At 45.0% G+C, this 19,248-nt stretch carries 31 protein-coding genes; 30 read left to right on the top strand and 1 reads right to left on the bottom strand.

Annotation, left to right across the window (positions count from 1 at the left end; genetic code table 11):
- Window positions 1-15 precede the first annotated feature (15 nt).
- From ACX93W_RS05435 to ACX93W_RS05410, 6 genes are all read left to right on the top strand, one after another.
- Window positions 16-222, top strand: coding sequence for a LexA family protein (locus ACX93W_RS05435; protein ID WP_459391288.1), 207 nt, complete (start codon window positions 16-18; stop codon window positions 220-222).
- A 34-nt stretch (window positions 223-256) separates the two neighbouring features.
- Entirely contained in the window at window positions 257-1,237 is a 981-nt protein-coding gene (locus ACX93W_RS05430; RefSeq protein ID WP_459391287.1) for a DnaD domain-containing protein, read from the top strand.
- A gap of 214 nt (window positions 1,238-1,451) precedes the next feature.
- A complete protein-coding gene (gene dnaN, locus ACX93W_RS05425; RefSeq protein WP_459391286.1) occupies window positions 1,452-2,549 on the top strand; it encodes a DNA polymerase III subunit beta in 1,098 nt (365 codons plus the stop codon).
- Window positions 2,549-3,031 carry a DUF1064 domain-containing protein gene (locus tag ACX93W_RS05420; RefSeq protein ID WP_459391285.1) on the top strand — a complete coding sequence of 161 codons (483 nt, stop codon included), beginning with the start codon at window positions 2,549-2,551 and terminating at the stop codon, window positions 3,029-3,031. Before dnaN ends, ACX93W_RS05420 begins: the two co-directional genes overlap by 1 nt.
- The gene (locus tag ACX93W_RS05415; protein ID WP_459391284.1) at window positions 3,028-3,333 is read left to right on the top strand and encodes a hypothetical protein; all 306 of its coding nucleotides are present in this window, start codon (window positions 3,028-3,030) and stop codon (window positions 3,331-3,333) included. Before ACX93W_RS05420 ends, ACX93W_RS05415 begins: the two co-directional genes overlap by 4 nt.
- A gap of 3 nt (window positions 3,334-3,336) precedes the next feature.
- Entirely contained in the window at window positions 3,337-5,361 is a 2,025-nt protein-coding gene (locus tag ACX93W_RS05410) for a DNA cytosine methyltransferase (protein WP_459391283.1), read from the top strand.
- Window positions 5,362-5,395: 34 nt separating this feature from the next.
- Here the strand turns inward: ACX93W_RS05410 and ACX93W_RS05405 are convergent, their stop codons facing one another.
- Window positions 5,396-5,602: a helix-turn-helix domain-containing protein gene (locus ACX93W_RS05405; protein ID WP_459391282.1), complete on the bottom strand. Its 207-nt coding sequence runs from the start codon at window positions 5,600-5,602 to the stop codon at window positions 5,396-5,398.
- 337 nt (window positions 5,603-5,939) lie between these two features.
- Between ACX93W_RS05405 and ACX93W_RS05400 the strand changes: the two genes are divergently transcribed.
- The 24 genes from ACX93W_RS05400 (at window position 5,940) to ACX93W_RS05285 (ending at window position 19,209) form a co-directional block, all read left to right on the top strand.
- The gene (locus ACX93W_RS05400) at window positions 5,940-6,323 is read left to right on the top strand and encodes a hypothetical protein (RefSeq protein ID WP_459391281.1); all 384 of its coding nucleotides are present in this window, start codon (window positions 5,940-5,942) and stop codon (window positions 6,321-6,323) included.
- Between the two features lie 67 nt (window positions 6,324-6,390).
- Window positions 6,391-6,564: a hypothetical protein gene (locus ACX93W_RS05395; protein WP_459391280.1), complete on the top strand. Its 174-nt coding sequence runs from the start codon at window positions 6,391-6,393 to the stop codon at window positions 6,562-6,564.
- A gap of 306 nt (window positions 6,565-6,870) precedes the next feature.
- Window positions 6,871-7,041, top strand: coding sequence for a hypothetical protein (locus tag ACX93W_RS05390; protein WP_459391279.1), 171 nt, complete (start codon window positions 6,871-6,873; stop codon window positions 7,039-7,041).
- Window positions 7,042-7,111: 70 nt separating this feature from the next.
- Window positions 7,112-7,777 carry an HNH endonuclease gene (locus ACX93W_RS05385; protein ID WP_459391278.1) on the top strand — a complete coding sequence of 222 codons (666 nt, stop codon included), beginning with the start codon at window positions 7,112-7,114 and terminating at the stop codon, window positions 7,775-7,777.
- Entirely contained in the window at window positions 7,758-8,237 is a 480-nt protein-coding gene (locus tag ACX93W_RS05380) for a hypothetical protein (protein WP_459391277.1), read from the top strand. The genes ACX93W_RS05385 and ACX93W_RS05380 overlap by 20 nt, the downstream gene beginning before the upstream one ends.
- 106 nt (window positions 8,238-8,343) lie before the next feature.
- Entirely contained in the window at window positions 8,344-9,288 is a 945-nt protein-coding gene (locus tag ACX93W_RS05375; protein ID WP_459391276.1) for a phosphoadenosine phosphosulfate reductase family protein, read from the top strand.
- A gap of 19 nt (window positions 9,289-9,307) precedes the next feature.
- The gene (locus tag ACX93W_RS05370; RefSeq protein WP_459391275.1) at window positions 9,308-9,658 is read left to right on the top strand and encodes a hypothetical protein; all 351 of its coding nucleotides are present in this window, start codon (window positions 9,308-9,310) and stop codon (window positions 9,656-9,658) included.
- Window positions 9,655-10,176: a hypothetical protein gene (locus tag ACX93W_RS05365; protein WP_459391274.1), complete on the top strand. Its 522-nt coding sequence runs from the start codon at window positions 9,655-9,657 to the stop codon at window positions 10,174-10,176. Before ACX93W_RS05370 ends, ACX93W_RS05365 begins: the two co-directional genes overlap by 4 nt.
- Window positions 10,160-10,486: a hypothetical protein gene (locus tag ACX93W_RS05360; RefSeq protein WP_459391273.1), complete on the top strand. Its 327-nt coding sequence runs from the start codon at window positions 10,160-10,162 to the stop codon at window positions 10,484-10,486. The genes ACX93W_RS05365 and ACX93W_RS05360 overlap by 17 nt, the downstream gene beginning before the upstream one ends.
- The gene (locus tag ACX93W_RS05355; protein ID WP_459391272.1) at window positions 10,470-10,688 is read left to right on the top strand and encodes a hypothetical protein; all 219 of its coding nucleotides are present in this window, start codon (window positions 10,470-10,472) and stop codon (window positions 10,686-10,688) included. The genes ACX93W_RS05360 and ACX93W_RS05355 overlap by 17 nt, the downstream gene beginning before the upstream one ends.
- Window positions 10,689-10,698: 10 nt before the next feature.
- Window positions 10,699-11,037 (top strand): zinc-finger domain-containing protein, encoded by a 339-nt coding sequence (locus ACX93W_RS05350; protein ID WP_459391271.1) that lies wholly within the window; start codon window positions 10,699-10,701, stop codon window positions 11,035-11,037.
- Window positions 10,931-11,494 carry a hypothetical protein gene (locus ACX93W_RS05345; protein ID WP_459392015.1) on the top strand — a complete coding sequence of 188 codons (564 nt, stop codon included), beginning with the start codon at window positions 10,931-10,933 and terminating at the stop codon, window positions 11,492-11,494. The genes ACX93W_RS05350 and ACX93W_RS05345 overlap by 107 nt, the downstream gene beginning before the upstream one ends.
- Window positions 11,495-11,641: 147 nt before the next feature.
- The gene (locus ACX93W_RS05340) at window positions 11,642-11,920 is read left to right on the top strand and encodes a flagellar FlbD family protein (protein WP_459391270.1); all 279 of its coding nucleotides are present in this window, start codon (window positions 11,642-11,644) and stop codon (window positions 11,918-11,920) included.
- On the top strand, window positions 11,917-12,306 hold the full coding sequence (locus tag ACX93W_RS05335; RefSeq protein ID WP_459391269.1) for a YopX family protein: 390 nt from the start codon (window positions 11,917-11,919) through the stop codon (window positions 12,304-12,306). Before ACX93W_RS05340 ends, ACX93W_RS05335 begins: the two co-directional genes overlap by 4 nt.
- A 61-nt stretch (window positions 12,307-12,367) precedes the next feature.
- Window positions 12,368-13,225 carry a DNA cytosine methyltransferase gene (locus ACX93W_RS05330; RefSeq protein WP_459391268.1) on the top strand — a complete coding sequence of 286 codons (858 nt, stop codon included), beginning with the start codon at window positions 12,368-12,370 and terminating at the stop codon, window positions 13,223-13,225.
- A 66-nt stretch (window positions 13,226-13,291) separates the two neighbouring features.
- Window positions 13,292-13,717 carry a hypothetical protein gene (locus ACX93W_RS05325; RefSeq protein ID WP_459391267.1) on the top strand — a complete coding sequence of 142 codons (426 nt, stop codon included), beginning with the start codon at window positions 13,292-13,294 and terminating at the stop codon, window positions 13,715-13,717.
- A gap of 90 nt (window positions 13,718-13,807) precedes the next feature.
- Window positions 13,808-14,185: a BC1872 family protein gene (locus ACX93W_RS05320; protein WP_459391266.1), complete on the top strand. Its 378-nt coding sequence runs from the start codon at window positions 13,808-13,810 to the stop codon at window positions 14,183-14,185.
- Between the two features lie 279 nt (window positions 14,186-14,464).
- Window positions 14,465-14,836: a hypothetical protein gene (locus ACX93W_RS05315; RefSeq protein ID WP_459391265.1), complete on the top strand. Its 372-nt coding sequence runs from the start codon at window positions 14,465-14,467 to the stop codon at window positions 14,834-14,836.
- A gap of 14 nt (window positions 14,837-14,850) precedes the next feature.
- The gene (locus ACX93W_RS05310; RefSeq protein WP_459391264.1) at window positions 14,851-15,159 is read left to right on the top strand and encodes a hypothetical protein; all 309 of its coding nucleotides are present in this window, start codon (window positions 14,851-14,853) and stop codon (window positions 15,157-15,159) included.
- Window positions 15,160-15,216: 57 nt separating this feature from the next.
- Window positions 15,217-15,843 (top strand): hypothetical protein, encoded by a 627-nt coding sequence (locus ACX93W_RS05305; protein WP_459391263.1) that lies wholly within the window; start codon window positions 15,217-15,219, stop codon window positions 15,841-15,843.
- 178 nt (window positions 15,844-16,021) lie between these two features.
- The gene (locus tag ACX93W_RS05300; protein ID WP_459391262.1) at window positions 16,022-16,267 is read left to right on the top strand and encodes a hypothetical protein; all 246 of its coding nucleotides are present in this window, start codon (window positions 16,022-16,024) and stop codon (window positions 16,265-16,267) included.
- Between the two features lie 283 nt (window positions 16,268-16,550).
- Entirely contained in the window at window positions 16,551-17,153 is a 603-nt protein-coding gene (locus tag ACX93W_RS05295) for a hypothetical protein (RefSeq protein WP_459391261.1), read from the top strand.
- A 547-nt stretch (window positions 17,154-17,700) separates the two neighbouring features.
- Window positions 17,701-18,426 carry a hypothetical protein gene (locus tag ACX93W_RS05290; protein WP_459391260.1) on the top strand — a complete coding sequence of 242 codons (726 nt, stop codon included), beginning with the start codon at window positions 17,701-17,703 and terminating at the stop codon, window positions 18,424-18,426.
- A 30-nt stretch (window positions 18,427-18,456) separates the two neighbouring features.
- Window positions 18,457-19,209 (top strand): hypothetical protein, encoded by a 753-nt coding sequence (locus ACX93W_RS05285; RefSeq protein ID WP_459391259.1) that lies wholly within the window; start codon window positions 18,457-18,459, stop codon window positions 19,207-19,209.
- Window positions 19,210-19,248: the final 39 nt, after the last annotated feature.

Here is a 19,248-nt window from a genome sequence, read left to right as displayed (position 1 = left end):
AAGGAGGGGAATGCATTGGACCGGCATGAAGAAATTTTGCAGTTCATTAAATCATTCGCTAAGGATAAGGGCTATCCCCCTACTGTCCGTGAAATTGCTTTGGGCGTTGGAATATCACCATCTACGACACATGGACATTTGGATCGCATGGAAATTAAGGGTTTGATTGAACGGGATAAAACATTGCCAAGGGCTATAAGGATTGTTCAGCGAGAACTTTGAAAGCCTTGAGGCAGGTAGGAGGTGAAATGAACAAATGAGTCGTCGGAGATACATCAGCACAGATATGAGCGCGGACGGCGCAATTGCGGACTTAACTGAATACGGCTTATTGCCGGTACTTCTCTATACTTGGGCAATTCCTCATATGGACGATTGGGGACGCATGAGCGGCGAAGCTAGGCAGTTTAAATTGCTTGTTTGCCCAGGCTTAGACGTAACCGTAAGAGAGGTTGACGAAGCTCTCCAACATATTTCTAATGCTGGATTGTGGATGCGTTATGAGTTTGAAGGCAAGAGATTCATTGCAATAAAAAAGAGCAAATGGTTCAAATATCAGTCGTATATCGCCGCTGGAAAGCGTGACGATGACCAAAAATCAACGTTTCCGCGCCCTCCAATGGATGCAGAATGGCGAGAAATACCAATAAACACCGAAAACAAAGCAATGATTCACGACACAACACCGCAAAACACCGAAGATCACCAAAATGCCGAGAGTGAGAATGTTGAGAATGCCGAAGTTAGCCGTGGAGAGCCGCAAATGTCCGCTTCACCTTCTCCTTCACCTTCTCCTTCACCTTCACCTTCTCTTTCACCCTCTCCTTCAAAAACATCTACTACTGGTACGGGCGAGGCCAATCCTTTCAAGCTTTTCGAGTCAGAAGGATTCGGAACACTCAGTTCTGTTGTGGCGGATAAGATTGGATACATGATAGACGAGTACGGGGAGCGATGGGTTTGTGAAGCAATGAAAGCAGCCGTTATTGCAGGGAAAAGGTCACTCAGCTACGTAGACGGCATTCTAAAGCGCTACAAGTCATCGGGGATTGATGATCCTTGGAAAGAAGAAAAGCCTGCACAAATCAATAAGGCGAGTCCTTCGCAGTCCAGTTACGGGCGCTCCAGCAAGCCTCATATACCCATCGTTGCGGAGGGTTACAAGAGCGATTCTGTGACTCCTGAAGAACTTGAGGAAATACGCAGGCTTGCCAGAGAACTAGACGGAAAGGCGTGATTGTGATGATTGAGCGGAAACGTAAAACTAAAAGTAATGTCGACTACAACGATGTGAGAAGCAGTATCAGGGACTTGGCAGTTATCTATAAGCCGGTTGATATCAAACGATTTGTTGCCCAATTTGTCCATAGATACAACGTCCAGAGAGGCTATGAAGCGGAGTTAGAGCAGATAGTCAGGGACGTAGTTCAGAAAGAAAGCGAGGTTAAGTCATGAAGTTTAGCATTGATAAACATATCCTGCTCGACCCTTTGAAGAGGGTAGCTAGTGCATTACCTAGTAAAAATCTTATTCCGATTCTTTCCGGCATCTTGTTTGTTTCAGACGAAAACGGACTGTCTATGACGGCTGGGAACTCATTCATTTTTATCCGCGAAACAATTGATCCAGATGATTTCCAAAGCATTAGGGTAGGCAGTGTTGTTCTCCCAGGCGCTCGAATGGTTGAGATTGTGAATAAGTCCGGCGATGTGTTGGACGTTGAAATCAAGAACCTTGAGGTCACAATTAAAAGTGGCTCCAGCAAGTTTAAACTGATGGGTTTGGAGACAGAAGATTATCCCGAAATTCCTGATGTTGATGCGGAACCGATAACACTACCGGCTGAAGTATTTAAAAAGGCGGTCAAAAAAACAGCCTTCTCCGTGGCGACCGATAAGACAAGCGCCCCTGTTTTAACCGGAGTTAGCTTTGAATTCAAGGACAGCAAGTTAAGAGCAACGGCAACGGATCGAAACCGGATGTCGCGTACCTTAATTGGAATTCAGTCCGATTCACAATTTTCAACGGTCATCAGTAGCGATAATCTAGCAACTATGCTCAAAGCACTCCCTGACGGAGATATCAATTTCAGATTCGGGTATTCGGCGGTAATTGCACAGGTCAAAGGACTATTGTTTTACACTCGCGTTTTAGAAGGGACTTTCCCCGACCTTGATAAAATCATGAAATCGTTTCATGCTACAACGGCAGTGGTGGTTGTTCAGGATTTAATAACTGCACTTGAAAATGTAGATATCGTTGCAAGTGATGAAAAGGTTCATAAGGTCAAGTTGACGTTAACAGAACAGATTGATGTTGTGGCAAAAACTGAAGCTGGTTTAGCGGATGCTAGCATTTCTGCAACTGATATTACAGGAAACCCGATAACCATAACTTTCAACATCGAATACGCTGTCATAGCTCTAAAGTCACTTGATTGCAAACACGCTCGTTTGTGCTTTGACGGGCCAACATCCCCAATCACCATTTACGGAGTCGAGGAGCCTGATAGCATGCATCTCGTCCTTCCGTACAGGACGGCAGGCTAATGAGCAAATACAACAACAAGAAAGTAGTAGTAACTGCCGATGGAACGATATTCACAGTCTCGGACATTGTTAAATACAACTTAAGCATAGAGGGCATCCCCTTTGATAGCGAGATGGAGGCGAACTATTATCAGGAACTGCTTTCCCTTCAGCGAGAAGGAACGGTCTTGGATATTGAATGCCAGCCGAAATTTGTCCTTCAGGACAAGCCTAAGATCGTCTACATTGCGGATTTTAGGGTAACGTTCGCAACTGGAGAACAGGTTATCATTGACGTAAAGGGTGTTGAAACATCCACCTTTAGCGTTAAGAAGCGTTTGTTCAAAGCAAGGTTTCCCGAGTTCAGACTTCAGATCATAACCAGATATCGCGGGGTTTGGATGCCTACAAAGGATGCCAGAAAACAGCAGGTTCAAAACAAAAAGGCACGGAAAGCTTTACTCGATCGTTTCGAACATCAGCAGAAAGGACGGGGAATATGAGCGTATTTGAAGGAATGGAACAGAAATTTACTGTCGTGAAAAATGAGGACATTCAAAATCATCTTACCGAATCGGAGCGGCAGCAGCTCAACCAATTACTTTGGAAGATTGACCAAAGCCGTTTTCATAAAGGCAAGTCGGTAAACGTTTATTTGGTGGTCAACATCGATGAACCATATGCACCGGAAGTAGCATCGATCTTGAAAGACCACGGACATTGGGGCGCAGCTGATCCTAATCAAGTTGAAGCCAGCATTGTAAACGACGAATTGGTGCTGCCGTCTTATGAATTGGGGGACTGAAGAATGAAAACACAACATACAGTTGCTTTTTTGTTCGGTGGAATTGGTGGAGGCTCGTTAGGGTTTCAAGGAGCTAGGGCTGAATATATGGGCAAAATGGCAGGATTCAAGGCTATTTGTAGTATTGATTCCGATCCTATTGTTTGCCGAAACTATGATCTCATAACGGGCGGCGGCGCTGTCCAAATGGATCTGTTTGACCGCCAGCAGTACACAGATTTCTTCGGCAAGGACCCTTCAAATGATTGGCATGAGGCTAGCCCATGGGACATCTGGAAGGCATTCGGCGAACAGGTGCCTGACGTAATATTCACATCGCCGCCGTGTAAAGGGTTCAGTGGGCTGCTACCGGAGAAATCGGCCAAAACGAAGAAATACCAAGCGCTCAACCGGTTAACTATACGCGGTATCGACATATCACTGGCGGCATGCCGAGACTATGGCGGGGAATTACCAAAGCTGTTCCTTATGGAAAATGTGCCGCGAATTATGACTCGCGGCAAGGCAATATTGGATCAAATCAAACAGGTACTCAAAAAGTACGGTTATGCAGTAAATGACGAGACACACGATTGCGGTGAAATAGGCGGGCTTGGGCAGCGGCGCAAGCGATACCTGCTCATTGCGCGTAACGAGTCACGCATGCCTGCTTTTGTTTACTTGCCGGAAAAGAAACCACTCCGGACGATTGGGGATGTTATCGGCATCCTGCCTATGCCAGGTAACGAAGATCAAGGCGGCCCACTCCACAGATTACCAATGCTCCAGCGTAAGACATGGGAGCGGCTGGCTTTTATACCTGCTGGGGGAGACTGGCGCGACCTTGAAAAAGTAGAATTTGAAAAGTATCGGCTTGAACATGAGCCGCGTGGCGGAGCTTGGGCGGTAGATGAATGGGACAAACCTGGACGGACCGTAACAGGCGGCGCCGGAGTTGGACGCAGCAATGGCCTATCAGCCGTCAACGACCCGCGAACCGGATTCGGTGAGGGAACGCACCGCGCCATTTACCGCGTCTCTAAGCATGATGAGCCGGGGCCGACAGTAACGGGGGCAGCACGGCCAAACAACGGCGCTGCATGCGTTGGTGATCCTCGATTGACCGAACGCGAGAGCCGTCACGGCAGCGTATACCGCATTGTTCGTACCGATGAGCCAGCTCCTTGTGTAACTGGGACCCGATTTGGCAGCGGGGCCATTGCGATAGCTGATGCCCGCGTGAAGACGAAGCTTCATCCAGATTCGTATGGTGTCCAAGATTGGGGCCAACCGTCCAAGGCAGTGCGAGGAGCCTCTAGGATTATGCAGTCAGCATCGAGCATTGCTGATCCTAGAGTAAATGGGCGGGATGGTTCTCGCCGTAGCAACGGCTATGCAGTCAGGCCGTGGGATGGGCAAGCCCAAACCATTACTGGAGAGGATTCACTTGGCAGCGGTGGACAGTCAGTAGCAGACCCGCGCCTTAACCCGCGCAGCCAGCGTTACCCAGGCACGTACCGCGTCGAGGATTGGGAGCAGGCATCAAATACGATCCTTGGGCAAACAGATGTACAGTGTGGAGCGCCGTCGATCAGCGACCCACGCCTCGGCTGTTCTCCACGGTCCGGATCATACGGGGTACAGCGCTGGGAGGAGCCAGCTACAACGGTAACTGGTTCAGGCGATGTTCATTCTGGTAGTTCGGCTATTGCAGACCCACGTATTCCTGATTACAACGAACGCTGCGTGATGGTCATTATCGCGGAGGATGGCACATGGCACAGGCCACTGACGACATATGAGCTTGCCGCTTTGCAAGGCTTCCCGAGCCACTTGCCTGACGGTAGACCGTTCCAGTTGGTGGGGTGTAGCGACGCAAAGGCGCGGGAGTATATCGGTAATGCGGTACCGCCGGATGCTGCTCAGGGGATGGCAGAATCTATTCTACTTGCTCTGTCAATGTCTGCAGAAGGTGAAACTTTCATGTTTACTCATCAAGACATTTGGGTTTTGCCAGAAGATCAATACCAAACCGCGGTCTTGCATTAGTTCCAAGAAAAACAAAAGGAGCATAGGAGGGTATTTACCCTTCTTGCTCCTCAACTTCAAACAACTCTTCAATCGGCAAATTCAATGCTTTAGAAATTTTAAATAGATGGTCAATCCGATATTGGACATTCCGGTCAAATCGAGAAACGGCGGCTTGAGTTATTCCTGCCATCTCTGCTAAATCAATTTGAGTCAACCCACGTTCTTTCAAAATTTTCAGCAACTTTGGTTTGATATTCACACTCTCACCCTCTTTTAATATAGATTATACATTTCCGTATATTTATCGTCAAGAATACTATACAGTGTATATACGATAGTGTATAATGTAATTAAGAGGTTGAAGAACAAACCTCCGAAAGGGTGAAACAATGAAAGATTGGGTCGGACTCCTAACCGCTATCATCCAACTGGTTACAGCAGTTATGCTTCTTCGGATGGCGGGCAAGGAAAAGAAAAAAGGAACCCCACGTAAGCGCCCACGCAAACGTAAATAGGTTCCCGGAGGGAGTTAGAGGCTCCCTCCTCCCAATCTTAACATAAGGCAAGGAAATAATAAACTTGGGAGTGTGGATGAGATGGAATTTGTAAACAAAGGGACGATGACAAACAACAACCAGAAGGTAATGGCGCTGAAATCGGAAATCGCAAGAATGGAAGAAAGCGTAGCTCGTAAAGATGCAGCAATGGACGAAATCAGAACAATGATCGGCAACAGCAGAGATAAAGTTGACGTTGCTTTGTATGAGCAGGCCAGAAACGATTGGAACCACGCTTGGAAAGCTTTACAGGCTCTTAAAACTGAATTATATGTACTTGTTGAGCTTGGATACACTGGCGGCAAAAACAAATTTGTATCGTGCAGCGCCACATACTACGATGTTGACGGCGGCGAAATTAAAATTGAACACGGTTATGACATGGTTGAATACAGACCTGATGGCGTTGAGGATTTTGCATAACAGACGAATAAACGGGGCTTCAGCCCCTCCAAATATGCTGGCGAGCTTACGCGGGGAGGTAATTAGAATGTTTGTTCAAGGCGATGCAGTTCAGTTTCGTAAATGTGGTGGATGGTATGAAGAAGTTGGCGAATGGCGCGATGGCATTTTTGAAAAAGAATCCCGCCGGTGTTATTTCATTAAGGATTCAACGGGGAAGGTCAATGAATACTGGAAGCATCGGATTGAGCTTCGCAAATAACAGGCCCTTCGGAGCCTTCCAAGGAGGTGAACCGCTATGCAAACAGCAACCCTAGTCATTAGTATTGCTGCATTAGTAATTAGCCTGGCTGCGCTGGTAAAGGCAGCAAAGCGTAATTAACCGCCTGATGAGCGCAAACGCGCCTTGGACCTGCTGCGGGGTTGGTCGAAACACTCCTTCTAACGGGGAGTGTCGCGGAAATCCGCCACGAGCTGGCCGTGCATGGCTGGCCTTTATATATATCGTTCTTTCACAAATGAATAGATCAGGAAAAATTTCCTTACCTAATAGAAAGGGGCAACGGTTATGCCGATTATGGTTTTGAATCTCTCTGAACTGGAGAGTCAGCCTATTGAAGTCAGGGAGGCAATTGCCTTCTATGCTTCTATGAGTGTGCTGCCTATTCGTTTTTCTCAGGCAGAAAGAGAGCGTCATTACAAGGTTTTGGAGGATGCCGGATACATCGAAAGTCTGTAAATCCGCAGTAAGTGCGTAGCATTATTGGATGATAATTAAAGTACAAACAAATGAAAGGTGGTGTGCGAAGATGATGTTTCCAAAGCCGGTTAAGCAACCGAAGGAGAATAAAGCTTATAATAGCCTGCGGTCAAAGCGGAAGGAAAAGAAACCCGTTGCCGAGTGGAAACAGAACATCTTGGCACATCACAAATCCAATCCCAGCAAAGCGGACCGAGCAGAGTTTCCGGCAAGCGTGGTAAAGGAGTTAATCGAAGAAACAGGCGGTCGCTGTCAATGTGGTTGCGGTCAGGAAGCCACTACAACGCATCATGTCTATCCAAGAGGGCGCGGTGGGCGCGGAGTAAAGAGCAACGCCATGCGATTAAATGGAGTCTGCCACGACCGAATTCAAACGTCTGATGAGGAACTGAAGCAATGGATTGCTGTTTACACTGAAATGCATGGTGAACGATTTTGGTATGACGAACAGGACTGGACGGAATATCACGATAAGCAGGACAGAGCCGGACGGTTGGAAGCTGAAAAGAAGCAATGTTTGAATCGTATCAGCCCTGCTGTTGATTTACTAGCGGCGGCATCGGGCCGAAAGTTGAAAGCAGCAGAAGTTCGATTGCTGGATGGGATGAACGATCAGGACATGACAACCTTTTTAAAACTGATGCAGGATGCCCTTGGGCAATCCGCTCAAAAACATCCTTCGGAGGTTCACGGTTATGGCTACTTCAACGACTAAGAGAGGGCGGCAGGACGCGCTTAAGTGGAAGCTAACACCATCTGAGAGCGAGTCTTGGGATAGCTACGAATGGCTGATCCGGCAGAAAATGGACTCCCTGGAACACCTCATACGCGAATTCAGCAATGATGTACGTATCATAGCCGGTCCAAGACGTAAGGAAGAGATTGATTCATTGGTTGCAGCACTGGTAACAGACCTATGGAATAACGTTGCTGAGATTGGGACGGAAAAGGTCAAGGCGACAATTGGGGCAGCTAGAACATTTAATACTTCCAGTGTTTTCAGTGGTAAAGGCGACATTATTGTAAGTTCAGAAAACAAAATAACTCCAGACTTGTATAATGCACAGATTAAATTAGGAAAATCCAATAGAGAGATAGCGGAAATGTGCGGCGTAAAACCTGAAAGTATCTATGGATATCTTTATGCTTGGAGAAAGAAAGGGTTAATAGAGTAATAGAAAATTGAAAAATCAAAATATTCAATTAAAAAAGGTGATCTAAATTTAAGTTTGCCCCTACTCAGGGGAGAAAGAGGGGATATACAGAATGGAGGAGGCCCACATGACAGAATTACTAGCAAACGTTATGAGTGTAAGTGGCGGCAAGGACAGCGCCGCTATGTGGATATACGCAGTCAAAGAAATGGGAGTTAAGGTCATACCGGTCTTTGCAGATACCGGGAACGAGCATGAATTGACTTATGAATATATTGACTACCTTGAGCGGGAGCTAGGGCCGATCCAACGAGTAAAGCCGGATTTTACAGACCGCATTGCCAACAAGCGCATTTATGTGCGTGATAAATGGCCGGAGAAGTTGCTCAAGATGGGAAAAACGGACAAAGAGGCTTTGACGATAGTGGTAAGGGCTTTGGAATATCTTCACCCAACAGGCAACGCATTCCTTGACTTGTGCCTTTGGAAAGGGCGCTTCCCAAGCACAAAAGTTAGATTTTGCACTCAATACCTTAAAATAATTCCTATTGCTGAGCAAGTCTATTTCCCTCTTTTTGATCAAGGATACAAGGTTGTGAGTTGGCAAGGCGTTCGAGCTGCTGAAAGTCCAGCGCGTGCCAAACTCCCTGAAAGATCGGAGGAGCCAGAGGGGTACGAGGTTTACAGGCCATTACTCAATTGGTCAGCGCGCGATGTGTTCGATATACACCGCAAATACGGAATCGAACCAAATCCGCTATATAAAATGGGTATGAGTCGCGTTGGATGTATGCCTTGTATAAACGTCAACAAAGGTGAACTGTTTGAAATTCAGCGGCGTTTTCCAGAAGAAGTTCGCCGTATTTCAGAATGGGAAGACCTTGTTGCGAAAGTGTCAAGAAGGGGAGATTCATCTTTTCTCCCGGCGCTTGAAGGCGATGACAAAAAGGATATTTACGATTGGGTGGAATGGTCCAAAACCACATACGGCGGCAAGCAATATGACTTTTTGAAAATGATCGAAATGGAGGAAACTCCTACTTGCTCCAGTGTTTATGGGCTGTGCGAATAATTTTGGAGGGGATAAAGGAATGAAGGATACAGTACCAGTAATCGTAATGCGGAACAAAACGAATCCAGAAAGATACCTTGCATCAAGTATGGATGTAGGTGATTGGGAAGATGAAAACTTGGATGTCGCGATGGGAGATATCCAGCATGCTTATATGATCGTGCGTAAAGACTTGCAACCAGTTAGTCAGCAGGATTACGAAGCTCATGTAAATGCGGAATTGGAGCATAAAAAGCGGATGATAGAGCGATTTGGGGACAGCGCCTTTATATCGCTAGACTTTGACGATGTGTTGGCAGCATATGAGCCGGTAAATATTGAAATAACGCAAGAACAATATGCTGTGGCGCGGGAGTTGATGGAGGAATGAAGGATACACAGCAAACTTTACAAGTAACCATGAGCAGATTGCCAGAAAGTCTAATTGAATCTATGGAGGAAAGTATCGAAACTCTTAATTTGAATAATGAATTGCTTGACGAAGACGCAGACTTGTTTAATGCATTGTTTGCAGGTTACGAAATTGCATGGGATGCCCTTGAAGAAGCCAATAGGGAGAATGAGCAAATAAAAGACACGGCAAACCACTTTTATCTTGTAGCCGACAGTTTTCGGCAAATACTTGGTGTGGGTACGAATGACGACGATGGAATTTCAGACGCTCGGAAAGTAATAGCAGACAAGGACAGGGAGATAGAGCGGTTGCGGAGCGAACACAAGTTAATGCGTGATTTGCTTGAACAAATAGACAACATGAACCGTGAGTTTTCACCAACGCTTGAATCATATGATTATGCCGAAATGCTGGTTGATATAAAAAGTGATGTATCAGATTTGTTGGAAGAACTATCCCCCAAGGAGGATAAGACAGATGTCCAGCACAGTTGAATGTCCCTATTGTGAGCATGAGAACGAAGTAGGAGACTACCTCTATGATGCGGTTGATAACAAGTTTGATTTTGAGTGTGAGTCTTGCGAGAAGGAATTTGAGGTAGAGGTTGAATACGAACCTACATTTTCGGCAGGTGAAATCATTTGGGTAAGTTGCCAATCCTGTGGAACGGAAACGCGTGAACCTTACAAAAGAGGGCGGGTTTACCCATTTCCCAAAAACGCAAAGGACTGTCTATGTGAAAAGTGTTGGAAAGAAGGAATTGCAAAGGAATGGGAGGCTGGTAGGGATGTCCAAGAATGTTAACCCTGAAAAGGGATACCCGAGCAAAATAGCAATCGTCTACCCGGAAGGCAGCTTACTGCAAAACATAGCGATCTACGCATTTAATCATTTGTCATCGTCAATAGACGAAAATCCAGAATTAGCGGCCGAGCTGGCGCAAGAATTTGGAGTTAGTGAATCAGAGATTCATGCAGCGGTAGAAACTCTTTACACCGAAAATTGAGGTGGTGACTATGAAACGACTGTCCGTAGTGAGTCGCATTAGCCATCTGCTCGACAATCAATGTTCAGGTTGCCTAAAACGAGACGAACTGATAGAGCAGCATGGCAGCACATTTTCACGGATTGACGGTTATTGCAACAAAGATTGCACAATCGGTCAGCAACTTCAAGCATTGGGCGGCTTGCTTAGGAGGGATTGCGTTGAAGCGACTCATATACGTGGCCGGAGTAAATCGGAAGCATCTGGCTGCGGCAGCTCAGTCAGTCCCGGCGTGGCTGTTATCGGCAACGCTGCTCCGCAAGTACCCGAGTTGGCTGGAGCAATACATGACAAAAGCGCGTGCGGTTAGATGGGACCCTGGTACATTTAGCGCCGATGCAATCAGTTATCGTGCCTATCGGGATTACATCTACTTCCACGCTAAACGGCATCATGACTACCTGCAATACGACGAAATAGGCGATGCAGAGGCGACAGGCTGGTATCTGCGTGACATGAGACGGCGCGGGATGCGTCCTATACCGATCCTGCAAGGAGATGCCTGGCATTTACTCCGGCAAGAGCCACAGCTCGCTATAGGCGGTCTGGTAGGCATGCAGGAGCACGAACGGTCTAATTATCTTGATGATATTTTTTATAATCACAAGCCAGTTGGCAAAATCCACTTGCTAGGTATGATGCAGCATCAATGGTATTCGCCCTATGCGGAAGCCTTGGAAGGTGACAATACGTCATGGATACCGCGCAGCGAATGGAACCGGCGGAAAACGATTGACGAATGGCTAACAGAGTATGGTGAGCAATAGATACCGCACAAGCCAAGAGAATGCGTACAACTCAAACTGTTTGGGTAAGGACGAAGGCCTCCGAGACGAACGAATAATCTTAGCCGTCAGGCGGAGGCCGTATAAGCCCTATAAAGCCCTATAAACGATTATTGGAGGATGATAGTAATGATTAAGCTGACATTGCTTGAGGGAGACGCGGTATATGTATCTCCAGAATTAATAGTTGCTGCCTATGACGGAGGCGAAGCGACAACTTTATTTATCGGTGGTGACGAGGCTTACTCGGTCAAGGAATCCCCCGAAGAAGTAGCCCGAAAGGTATTGGAGTATAAGGTGATATTCGCGCAACATCAGGCTTATATCAGAAACGAGGAAACCTATTCTTACGCTCATGACGCATCGAGGGCGTTAAGAGTTCTGGCCGGTCTGGAGGAATCCCAATGACACAACGTCCATACAGGGGCAGACGGATTGATAATGGTGAGTGGGTAGAGGGATGGCTTGTAGTCGGCACAGAAAACAAGGCGTACTACATCTTCACGACAGACGAAATTGCGCAATGGCTGGTCGATCCCTCAACAGTAGGTCAATATACTGGCATAAAAAATTTCTATGAAGGCGATATTTCTCCTCCTGCACAGCGTACGCGGGGAGAAGTAACGATCATATGTTACGATTCGCAACAAGCTCAATACAAAGCCGTGCCATTAAGTTTGTTCCATGCCAACGCTGGAAATGGTGGGTGGACAGGATTTAGTCTTAGTTCATTTTCCGAGGTAATCGGCAACCGCTGGGACAATCCCGAACTACTGGAAGGAACTAAACCTTGATACGGAATGATTCGGTATTTCCGAATAGTTGATCCATATTGTGCAGAAAGGAGAGCGTAGATTGATAACTGCAAAAAGTTACTTTAGCGGCGCCGGTGGTATGGATTTGGGAATGATAGAGGCCGGGATAGACGTAATCGAATCATACGAAATTGACCGATTTGCTTGCGATACGCTCCAGGCAAATTTCAGTCACAAGGTAAATGAAAGTGACATTACTCAAATCACGGTGCTGGACCAGCAAGACGCAGACGTTTATATCGGGACCTTCCCATGTACGAAATACAGCGCTATTGCCGACATTCACGGCACACGAACCGGTGATGACTTATTCCTTCATTTCTTCCGGCATGTCGCGCTTGCACAACCTGAAGCGTATGTCATCGAGAATGTCCCAGGCATGAAAAAATTTCAGGTGGTTATGGAGTGTCTAACGAAGCTGCCGAACTATTACGTCCGGGTGGAGTGTCCAGTTAACGCGAATATGTGGCTTCCACAGGAACGCAAGCGCCTTATCGTCATCGGTACGAAGAAACCATTTGATTCGCTGCGTTACCCAGAAGGAAAGCCGGTTTCGATGCGGGAGATAATCGACGTCGGGGCGGAGGTATACGCGCCGGATTATGTCCAGAAGCGATTAAACGGGAATTACCGAGACAAACCTATCATAACAGGGCTGGACGGTAAAGCACCTACATGCGTGGCGCATTATGCAAAAGATCGCTCTACGCGGTTGATTGATGACGGGAAAAGAGTCCGGCCTTACTCCGTTCGAGAGTATGCGAGACTCCAAGGCTTCCCGGACTGGTTCCGTTTTGCCGGGACCGACAATGATGCTTATCGTCAGATCGGAAACGCAGTTGCTGTTCCAATGGGCCGATGGGTGGGCCAGGAGCTTAAACGGTATTTTACTGCATAGTACGACGATTACCCGCATCATCCATCCAGACAAGGAAGATGCGGGAAAAACGGGGAGGAAACCAACATGATTCAAGTGAAAAATTTGAAAGTCGTTAATCTTTGCTGGGGCTGTGGCAAGATGCACGACAATGTACCATACGACTTTAAAACCAGCGATAAAACAATCAAGTGCGATAAATGCGGCGGGGCAGTTGTTACAAAAACAGGAAAAGTTCAAATGGCGTTTATTCCTTCAATCCCGGTCTTTATCGTAGATGACGGGGAAACACACCGTTGGGCGGCAGAGACGATAGAAGCGGCGAAAGCAGCGCATGTCGCGTTACACGGAGAATGGGAAGAAGAATCGTCTATTACTCAAATAACCGATCCCATAGAATTTAACCGCAAATTCATCATGCCGGAAGAGGGGAACAGGACACTCAAATCTATCAACGAGGTTGTGAGCGAAACCAAGGTTTTTCCGGCGTTAATTAGCACATCGGTTTGGTAAAAGGAAAAACATACGAATCAGGCCGAAGGGCTACGCTCGACAGCATAAGCTCAGGCGTAGCCGGAGGCCGTATAAGATGGAGGGGTATAGATGACAAGGGAGCAAGTATTGGCTATGTCTGCTCAGGAGCTTGCAGAGGCTACAGCGGTGCATGTGATGGGATGGGAAATCATTTCGACGATGGAAGATTCTCGGAATCGCAAACAATCTAACGATTATCCTAACGGCGCAGGAATAATTGCTTTGTACGGGACGCGCTACATCGCCAGAACAGGAGGTCGTTATTTTAATTGGAGCCCAGGAGAGGACATATCCGCAGCATGGGAAGTAGAAGAGGCGATTCCGGCTGACAAGCATAAACTCTATAATTCCATGTTGATATTGATCGCCGGAGATGGATATAACGCAGTACACGCATCTCCCGTAGATCGGTGCAAGGCCGCTCTATTGGCGGTGATGGGGATATGACAGACGAGGACAAATCCGGCCTATCCGTCAGTTCGCCGGATTTAAAGCAAGGATGCGGATGCGCACTCATCATACTGGCTGTTGCTATATTTTTCAGTTTTACAACGGTTTTGGGGTTAATAGAAAAACTGATAGACAAGCTTTGAGGGAGGAAGGTGAAATAGATGACACAACCAAATGACGGATGGGAAACTTGCGCTTTATGTGGAGAGGATTTCCGTCCGGAAGATAGTTTCTGTGATGACACGTGCGACGAATGCGCAGAGGAGGATGGTTTGCTTGGCTGATCAGTCTAGGGAAGAGAAGATACAGCACCTGCGCGATAAGCATCAGACGGCATTGTCCTACAGGGCCGAACGAATGGATGTAGGTGTAAATGAACTTGGTTTGGCGCTAGAGGAAATAAAACGCCTACAAATAGCCTTGTATACGCATCAAAGCTGTGATAAGTCGGCTGCGGAATTGTATGTCGAGGTATCCCAACTAAGAGAGGAAAGGGATGACTTTAAGCATAGCGATATTATGCTGCAAAGTGAAGTTAAGAAGTTGAGAGAAGAAAGGGTCAAACTGCTTGCTGCTCTCAAAAATGTTGGCGTTAATCCTGCTCTGTTGGGGATAGGAGTAGACAATGAAACCATGGACAGATTTTAAAACGATGAAGAGGAATGATTGAATTGGAAAAGAAGACAGGCGTTGAACTTGATATAGAATTGTCAAACCTTCTTGGGCATGATTCTGATAATACACCAGCATTTTCAACAACATGGGAAGGCATTGGGTTGCTTGCCGCTGCATTGAGAGAAGAAGGTTTTATGTTCAGCCTCCAACTAAATGAGGAAGGCTATGAAGGCAGCGTATTTGATGGATATGAAGCAAACTCAATCTATCATGTACACAATGCTGATGATGCACCGGAAGCGTTGGCGATAGCCGCACTGAATGCTTTGCGTGAGAAGAAATCCGCAGTAAAATAGCATGAAATTAAAGCTATGATGAAAGTAATTAAAAATCTGAAGCGCAGAGGTGAGACAATGGGAGAATTAATATTGATGGACAAGAAGTCGGACATCGAAGATACGGAGAAGATTATTCAAATTACCTTTTTCGATGACATCACACCTGAAGATATCCGCAAAACAAAATGGCTGCTGGGGAAGTATACCGACATGGTAGACATCTGCCGGAACTATGAAATCGCAATGCAGGAAATGGAGAACGGGTTATCGGCTTACGACCTTCTCTGCGCGGAGGGAACGGCAGGGAAACGGGAGACGGGGCAGGAACTTACTGCTGATGTAACCGCTAATACGGTTATCCTCAAAGACAAACGGGAAGCCAATTATAAGTTTTATAAAGTCCTCTGCAAAATTGTGGAGGGAGTAGTTAACAATCTGCGCGACCCGCACGAGCAGAAGATTGCGAAGCTGCTATTCATCGAGGGCCGGAAATACCTGAAGGCTCAGACAATAATGGAATCCGGCATGAGAAAAGGCGTTCCAGGTATCTCGGCAACAACATTTGCAGATAAGCGGCGGCGAGTGATTGCGAACATTACCCAAAGTCTAAAAATAAACCGTACATTGGATTTCGTGGTTATCGACTATGGACGGGGGCGCAATCAAGATGGAGAGATCGGCTTAAGAATGCCTAATCAATAAAAATGTTGCAAAGAGCATTTCAAACGGGGGAGGACGGCCTGAATCCTCCTTTTTCATGTGGTCTTCCAGAAAATCGGAATGAGCGAAAGTTGGATTTTATCGGATTTACAAATACTTCCTTGACCAGTGTCAGCTGTTGTCGGATACTGGAAGAAAAATCTGATTGAGGAGTGTCTTTGTGGAGGATGCATTTAGCGATATAACAGAGATGTTTTCGGCAGGGGCGGGCATTATTATTAAATTGTTATTCTTGTATATAATACTCCCTGAAATAGTTGTTATAATTGTTGTAGGTGGAATATTAAAAATTAGAGGTAAGTTGCTTAGTTTTATAGGTGTTGCTGTAGCGCTTTTATGTTTTTATCTCTTTTCAATCTACGGGTTACCGCAATTGACTGATGAAGTTTCAAGGCTTGGAAATTAGGCGCCCATTGGCGCTTTTTTTTATTTGGTCAGGAAAAGTTTCCTTACCTTCTCAAAATACAAGGCGGTGGTGATTAATGTAATGGCAAGACAAAGAGATCCCAAGAGGGGTTAAGAAAAGGCTGAAGATGCCGGACGATTATAATAATTGCTAATAGAGTGTCGTGCGAGGTTGACTGCCTCACTCCTCCGTTGCCGCTCCGAAAGGGGCGGCTTTTCAAACGACATTTAAAGGATATGGAAAAAAGTTGTCGAATGAGAAGTTTAGGGAGGAGTCGAATATTATGTATCTTGATCTAGAACAACTTGAAAGGATGCAAGATGGCATCGAACGCTATAGTAGGTATTTTGATTTATTTTATGATGAAGAAATTAAGATGAATGATTATTTAAAAGATACGTTGAAAGATGATGAATTAGTAACAGCAATTGTAGAAGGTATTATTCTAAGAGCTCATGCTAAGTTTGAAATGCTAATGAAAGATTTTTGTGAAAACATTCGCTTCTCGATGGAGATAAGAGTAAGGCTTTCAGATTATCATAGTACAGGTATACTAACCTTTGTACGGTATCTTGAAGGTTTACTTCCAATTAATTTTAAAAAGGAAAATAAAGAATTATGCGAGACAGTTGAAAGATGGAGCAATTTGAGAAATTCCATTGCACATAATGACAGTATGTTACCATACAACACGGACAATGAATTAAAAAGGTTAAATAAGATCCGGGAAGCTACGAAAGTATATTTTGATTTTGAAACTCATGAGAAATTCATATTCGTTTTACTTGACCATAAAAACTTTATGATTGATTTAAAACATTTTACAAACAAACTTTTTTCGGTGATTAATGAAATAGTCTGTTCGGATGATCATGAGTTAGATTAGTTCTACGTAAACCAACTCAACAAAGGTGGTGTCCATCATGCCCCAGATAATGCTCGACATTCCGCAGTATGGACCGTGGATGCAGACGCACAAAGGTGACCGCGCCTGCCGGCAGCTCGCCGATCTGCATTACTCGCGCCAGCATGTTGGAGCGCTAATGTTTTGTAGACCTGGCCGCAACCTTGTGTTGAGGACTGCTGTCGGTGATGCTGTATGGGTGACCTGGTCCGGCATCCGAGACGATGGATTGAGGGCGTGGGAATGCACCATCTTCCGAAATGAATCGCCGCACCTCAGCAGCGATATGATCCGTGCCGCAGTAGAAGCAACAATCTCCGAATGGGGCCAACCGCCGCCAGATGGAATAATCACATACGTTGATCAATCGAAAGTCCGGAGTTCAAATCCGGGCTTTTGTTTTTTGTCTGCAGGCTTCCAGCGGATCGGAAAGAGCAAGCGGCGTGGGCTTATCCTTCTACAGATTGTACCTTGACCAGTGTCGAAATGTGGTGGATACTGGAAGAAAATATTTGAGGAGTGCCGCCAAGTGGAAAAAGAGACTAAAGATAAATCAAAGGCTTTTCCAACAAAGAAAGACTTATTCTACTGGATATTAATCCTGCTTGTATTCTTAATACTCGTATCTGTTTGGAGAACAGATGATCCTGGAAAATTAGTTGATGAAATTTCTCTTGGAGGAACATTCTTTTCTATTTTGTTAGCGGTTATTGCCATAATCTTTTCATTTGTGCAGTCAAGTGATTCGTCAAGAAGTACGAATCAAATTGCCGATAAAATTGCAGCAATGTCACATAGCTTATCAGAGTTATTAGTATTAAAAAAAGAATTAGATAGAATAATTGCACAGCAGAAAAAAACAGCAGATTTGTTGGATAAAGACCTGAAAAAAATGAGAGATACTGCACAAGATGATTCTTTGAAATCTGAAGCCAATCAAGTTATTAACTCATATAAGCTAACAAACAAGCTGTTGAATAATGTTGATTATGACTTAATGAAATGGCATAACGAGATCTTGGCTGAGTATAAAGCTCTAATCCCATTTATAAAATCTCGTTTTGTGACAGCGGGTGAATTAGGATTAAATGAACTTTTGGCTGAACTTGAGAGTATGAACATTGAGATAACTGTTATTGATCTACATCTTATCTTAACAACCCTGCAATCAGAGGGGTTTCTGGAGAAGGATAACGATTATATTGAATCGACTAATAATTTAATTTATTTTTTAAATGCTTCACTTAATCTATAAAAACTAACGTTTGAATAGTGGGGTGCTACAATGGTTAATGAAACAGAAAAGCACAGAACAGAAGACAAAAGTGAAAAGTGGACACTTAAACGATTATTGTGGATTGTAGGAATTATATGGCTACTTCTTGGAGTAATAATGTATTTCATCAGCCCCAATTGGGATGATAGAGGGACTTTAGGAGATATGTTTGGATCTATTAATGCATTGTTCGCAGGATTAGCATTTGCGGGAATCATTTATACAATAGCGATCCAAAGGAAAGAACTAGAACTCCAGCGAAAGGCGATTGAGTTACAAACTGAAGAGATGAAGGGCCAGAAAGAAGAGACGGCTCGGTCAGCTGATCAATTAGAGCAACAAAGGAAATTAATGAATTTCCAGATTTGCTTAGCCACTTTAAATGGTATGCTGGCTGTTAAAAAGGATGGTATTGACAACATCACGATAAATCAATCAACAAAAGGATTTGCGACGTTTAATCACATAATTAATCTTAAAAAAAGATCCATGGAAGTTGAAATTGAAAAATGTCGATTGCAATTCAATTATTATCTTTCAGTTTATTTTGATATCTTACAATATATATTTAATGCTGAATTAGATAAGTCGCAAAAAGATGAATTAGTGAATCTAGTCTTCACGCACACTAGCAGTGAGGAAGTAGCCGTTTTAATGTTTTTTTCAGAGGATAATCAACATCGGTCATCACTTCTTAGTGCAGCAAAGTTAGGTGAGAAACTGAATGTAAGAGAGTATAGTAAAAATGGAGTATATGCATAAAGCACCCTCGGGTGCTTTTTCTATTGGAGGTAAATATGA

It is taken from the genome of Paenibacillus sp. CAU 1782 (genome assembly GCF_054551715.1).
This window is presented reverse-complemented; position numbering and strand designations above follow the sequence as displayed.

Coding starts and splice junctions, on each gene's coding strand:
- ACX93W_RS05385 (WP_459391278.1), top strand. CDS start 7,112: ATGATGTTTCCAAAGCCGGTTAAGCAACCGAAGGAGAATAAAGCTTAT.
- ACX93W_RS05380 (WP_459391277.1), top strand. CDS start 7,758: ATGGCTACTTCAACGACTAAGAGAGGGCGGCAGGACGCGCTTAAGTGG.
- ACX93W_RS05305 (WP_459391263.1), top strand. CDS start 15,217: ATGGGAGAATTAATATTGATGGACAAGAAGTCGGACATCGAAGATACG.
- ACX93W_RS05430 (WP_459391287.1), top strand. CDS start 257: ATGAGTCGTCGGAGATACATCAGCACAGATATGAGCGCGGACGGCGCA.
- ACX93W_RS05325 (WP_459391267.1), top strand. CDS start 13,292: ATGATTCAAGTGAAAAATTTGAAAGTCGTTAATCTTTGCTGGGGCTGT.
- ACX93W_RS05285 (WP_459391259.1), top strand. CDS start 18,457: ATGGTTAATGAAACAGAAAAGCACAGAACAGAAGACAAAAGTGAAAAG.
- ACX93W_RS05360 (WP_459391273.1), top strand. CDS start 10,160: ATGTCCAGCACAGTTGAATGTCCCTATTGTGAGCATGAGAACGAAGTA.
- ACX93W_RS05320 (WP_459391266.1), top strand. CDS start 13,808: ATGACAAGGGAGCAAGTATTGGCTATGTCTGCTCAGGAGCTTGCAGAG.
- ACX93W_RS05365 (WP_459391274.1), top strand. CDS start 9,655: ATGAAGGATACACAGCAAACTTTACAAGTAACCATGAGCAGATTGCCA.
- ACX93W_RS05395 (WP_459391280.1), top strand. CDS start 6,391: ATGTTTGTTCAAGGCGATGCAGTTCAGTTTCGTAAATGTGGTGGATGG.
- ACX93W_RS05410 (WP_459391283.1), top strand. CDS start 3,337: ATGAAAACACAACATACAGTTGCTTTTTTGTTCGGTGGAATTGGTGGA.
- ACX93W_RS05390 (WP_459391279.1), top strand. CDS start 6,871: ATGCCGATTATGGTTTTGAATCTCTCTGAACTGGAGAGTCAGCCTATT.
- ACX93W_RS05335 (WP_459391269.1), top strand. CDS start 11,917: ATGACACAACGTCCATACAGGGGCAGACGGATTGATAATGGTGAGTGG.
- ACX93W_RS05295 (WP_459391261.1), top strand. CDS start 16,551: ATGTATCTTGATCTAGAACAACTTGAAAGGATGCAAGATGGCATCGAA.
- ACX93W_RS05420 (WP_459391285.1), top strand. CDS start 2,549: ATGAGCAAATACAACAACAAGAAAGTAGTAGTAACTGCCGATGGAACG.
- ACX93W_RS05400 (WP_459391281.1), top strand. CDS start 5,940: ATGGAATTTGTAAACAAAGGGACGATGACAAACAACAACCAGAAGGTA.
- ACX93W_RS05415 (WP_459391284.1), top strand. CDS start 3,028: ATGAGCGTATTTGAAGGAATGGAACAGAAATTTACTGTCGTGAAAAAT.
- ACX93W_RS05370 (WP_459391275.1), top strand. CDS start 9,308: ATGAAGGATACAGTACCAGTAATCGTAATGCGGAACAAAACGAATCCA.
- ACX93W_RS05375 (WP_459391276.1), top strand. CDS start 8,344: ATGACAGAATTACTAGCAAACGTTATGAGTGTAAGTGGCGGCAAGGAC.
- ACX93W_RS05355 (WP_459391272.1), top strand. CDS start 10,470: ATGTCCAAGAATGTTAACCCTGAAAAGGGATACCCGAGCAAAATAGCA.
- ACX93W_RS05350 (WP_459391271.1), top strand. CDS start 10,699: ATGAAACGACTGTCCGTAGTGAGTCGCATTAGCCATCTGCTCGACAAT.
- ACX93W_RS05310 (WP_459391264.1), top strand. CDS start 14,851: ATGATTGAATTGGAAAAGAAGACAGGCGTTGAACTTGATATAGAATTG.
- ACX93W_RS05340 (WP_459391270.1), top strand. CDS start 11,642: ATGATTAAGCTGACATTGCTTGAGGGAGACGCGGTATATGTATCTCCA.
- dnaN (WP_459391286.1), top strand. CDS start 1,452: ATGAAGTTTAGCATTGATAAACATATCCTGCTCGACCCTTTGAAGAGG.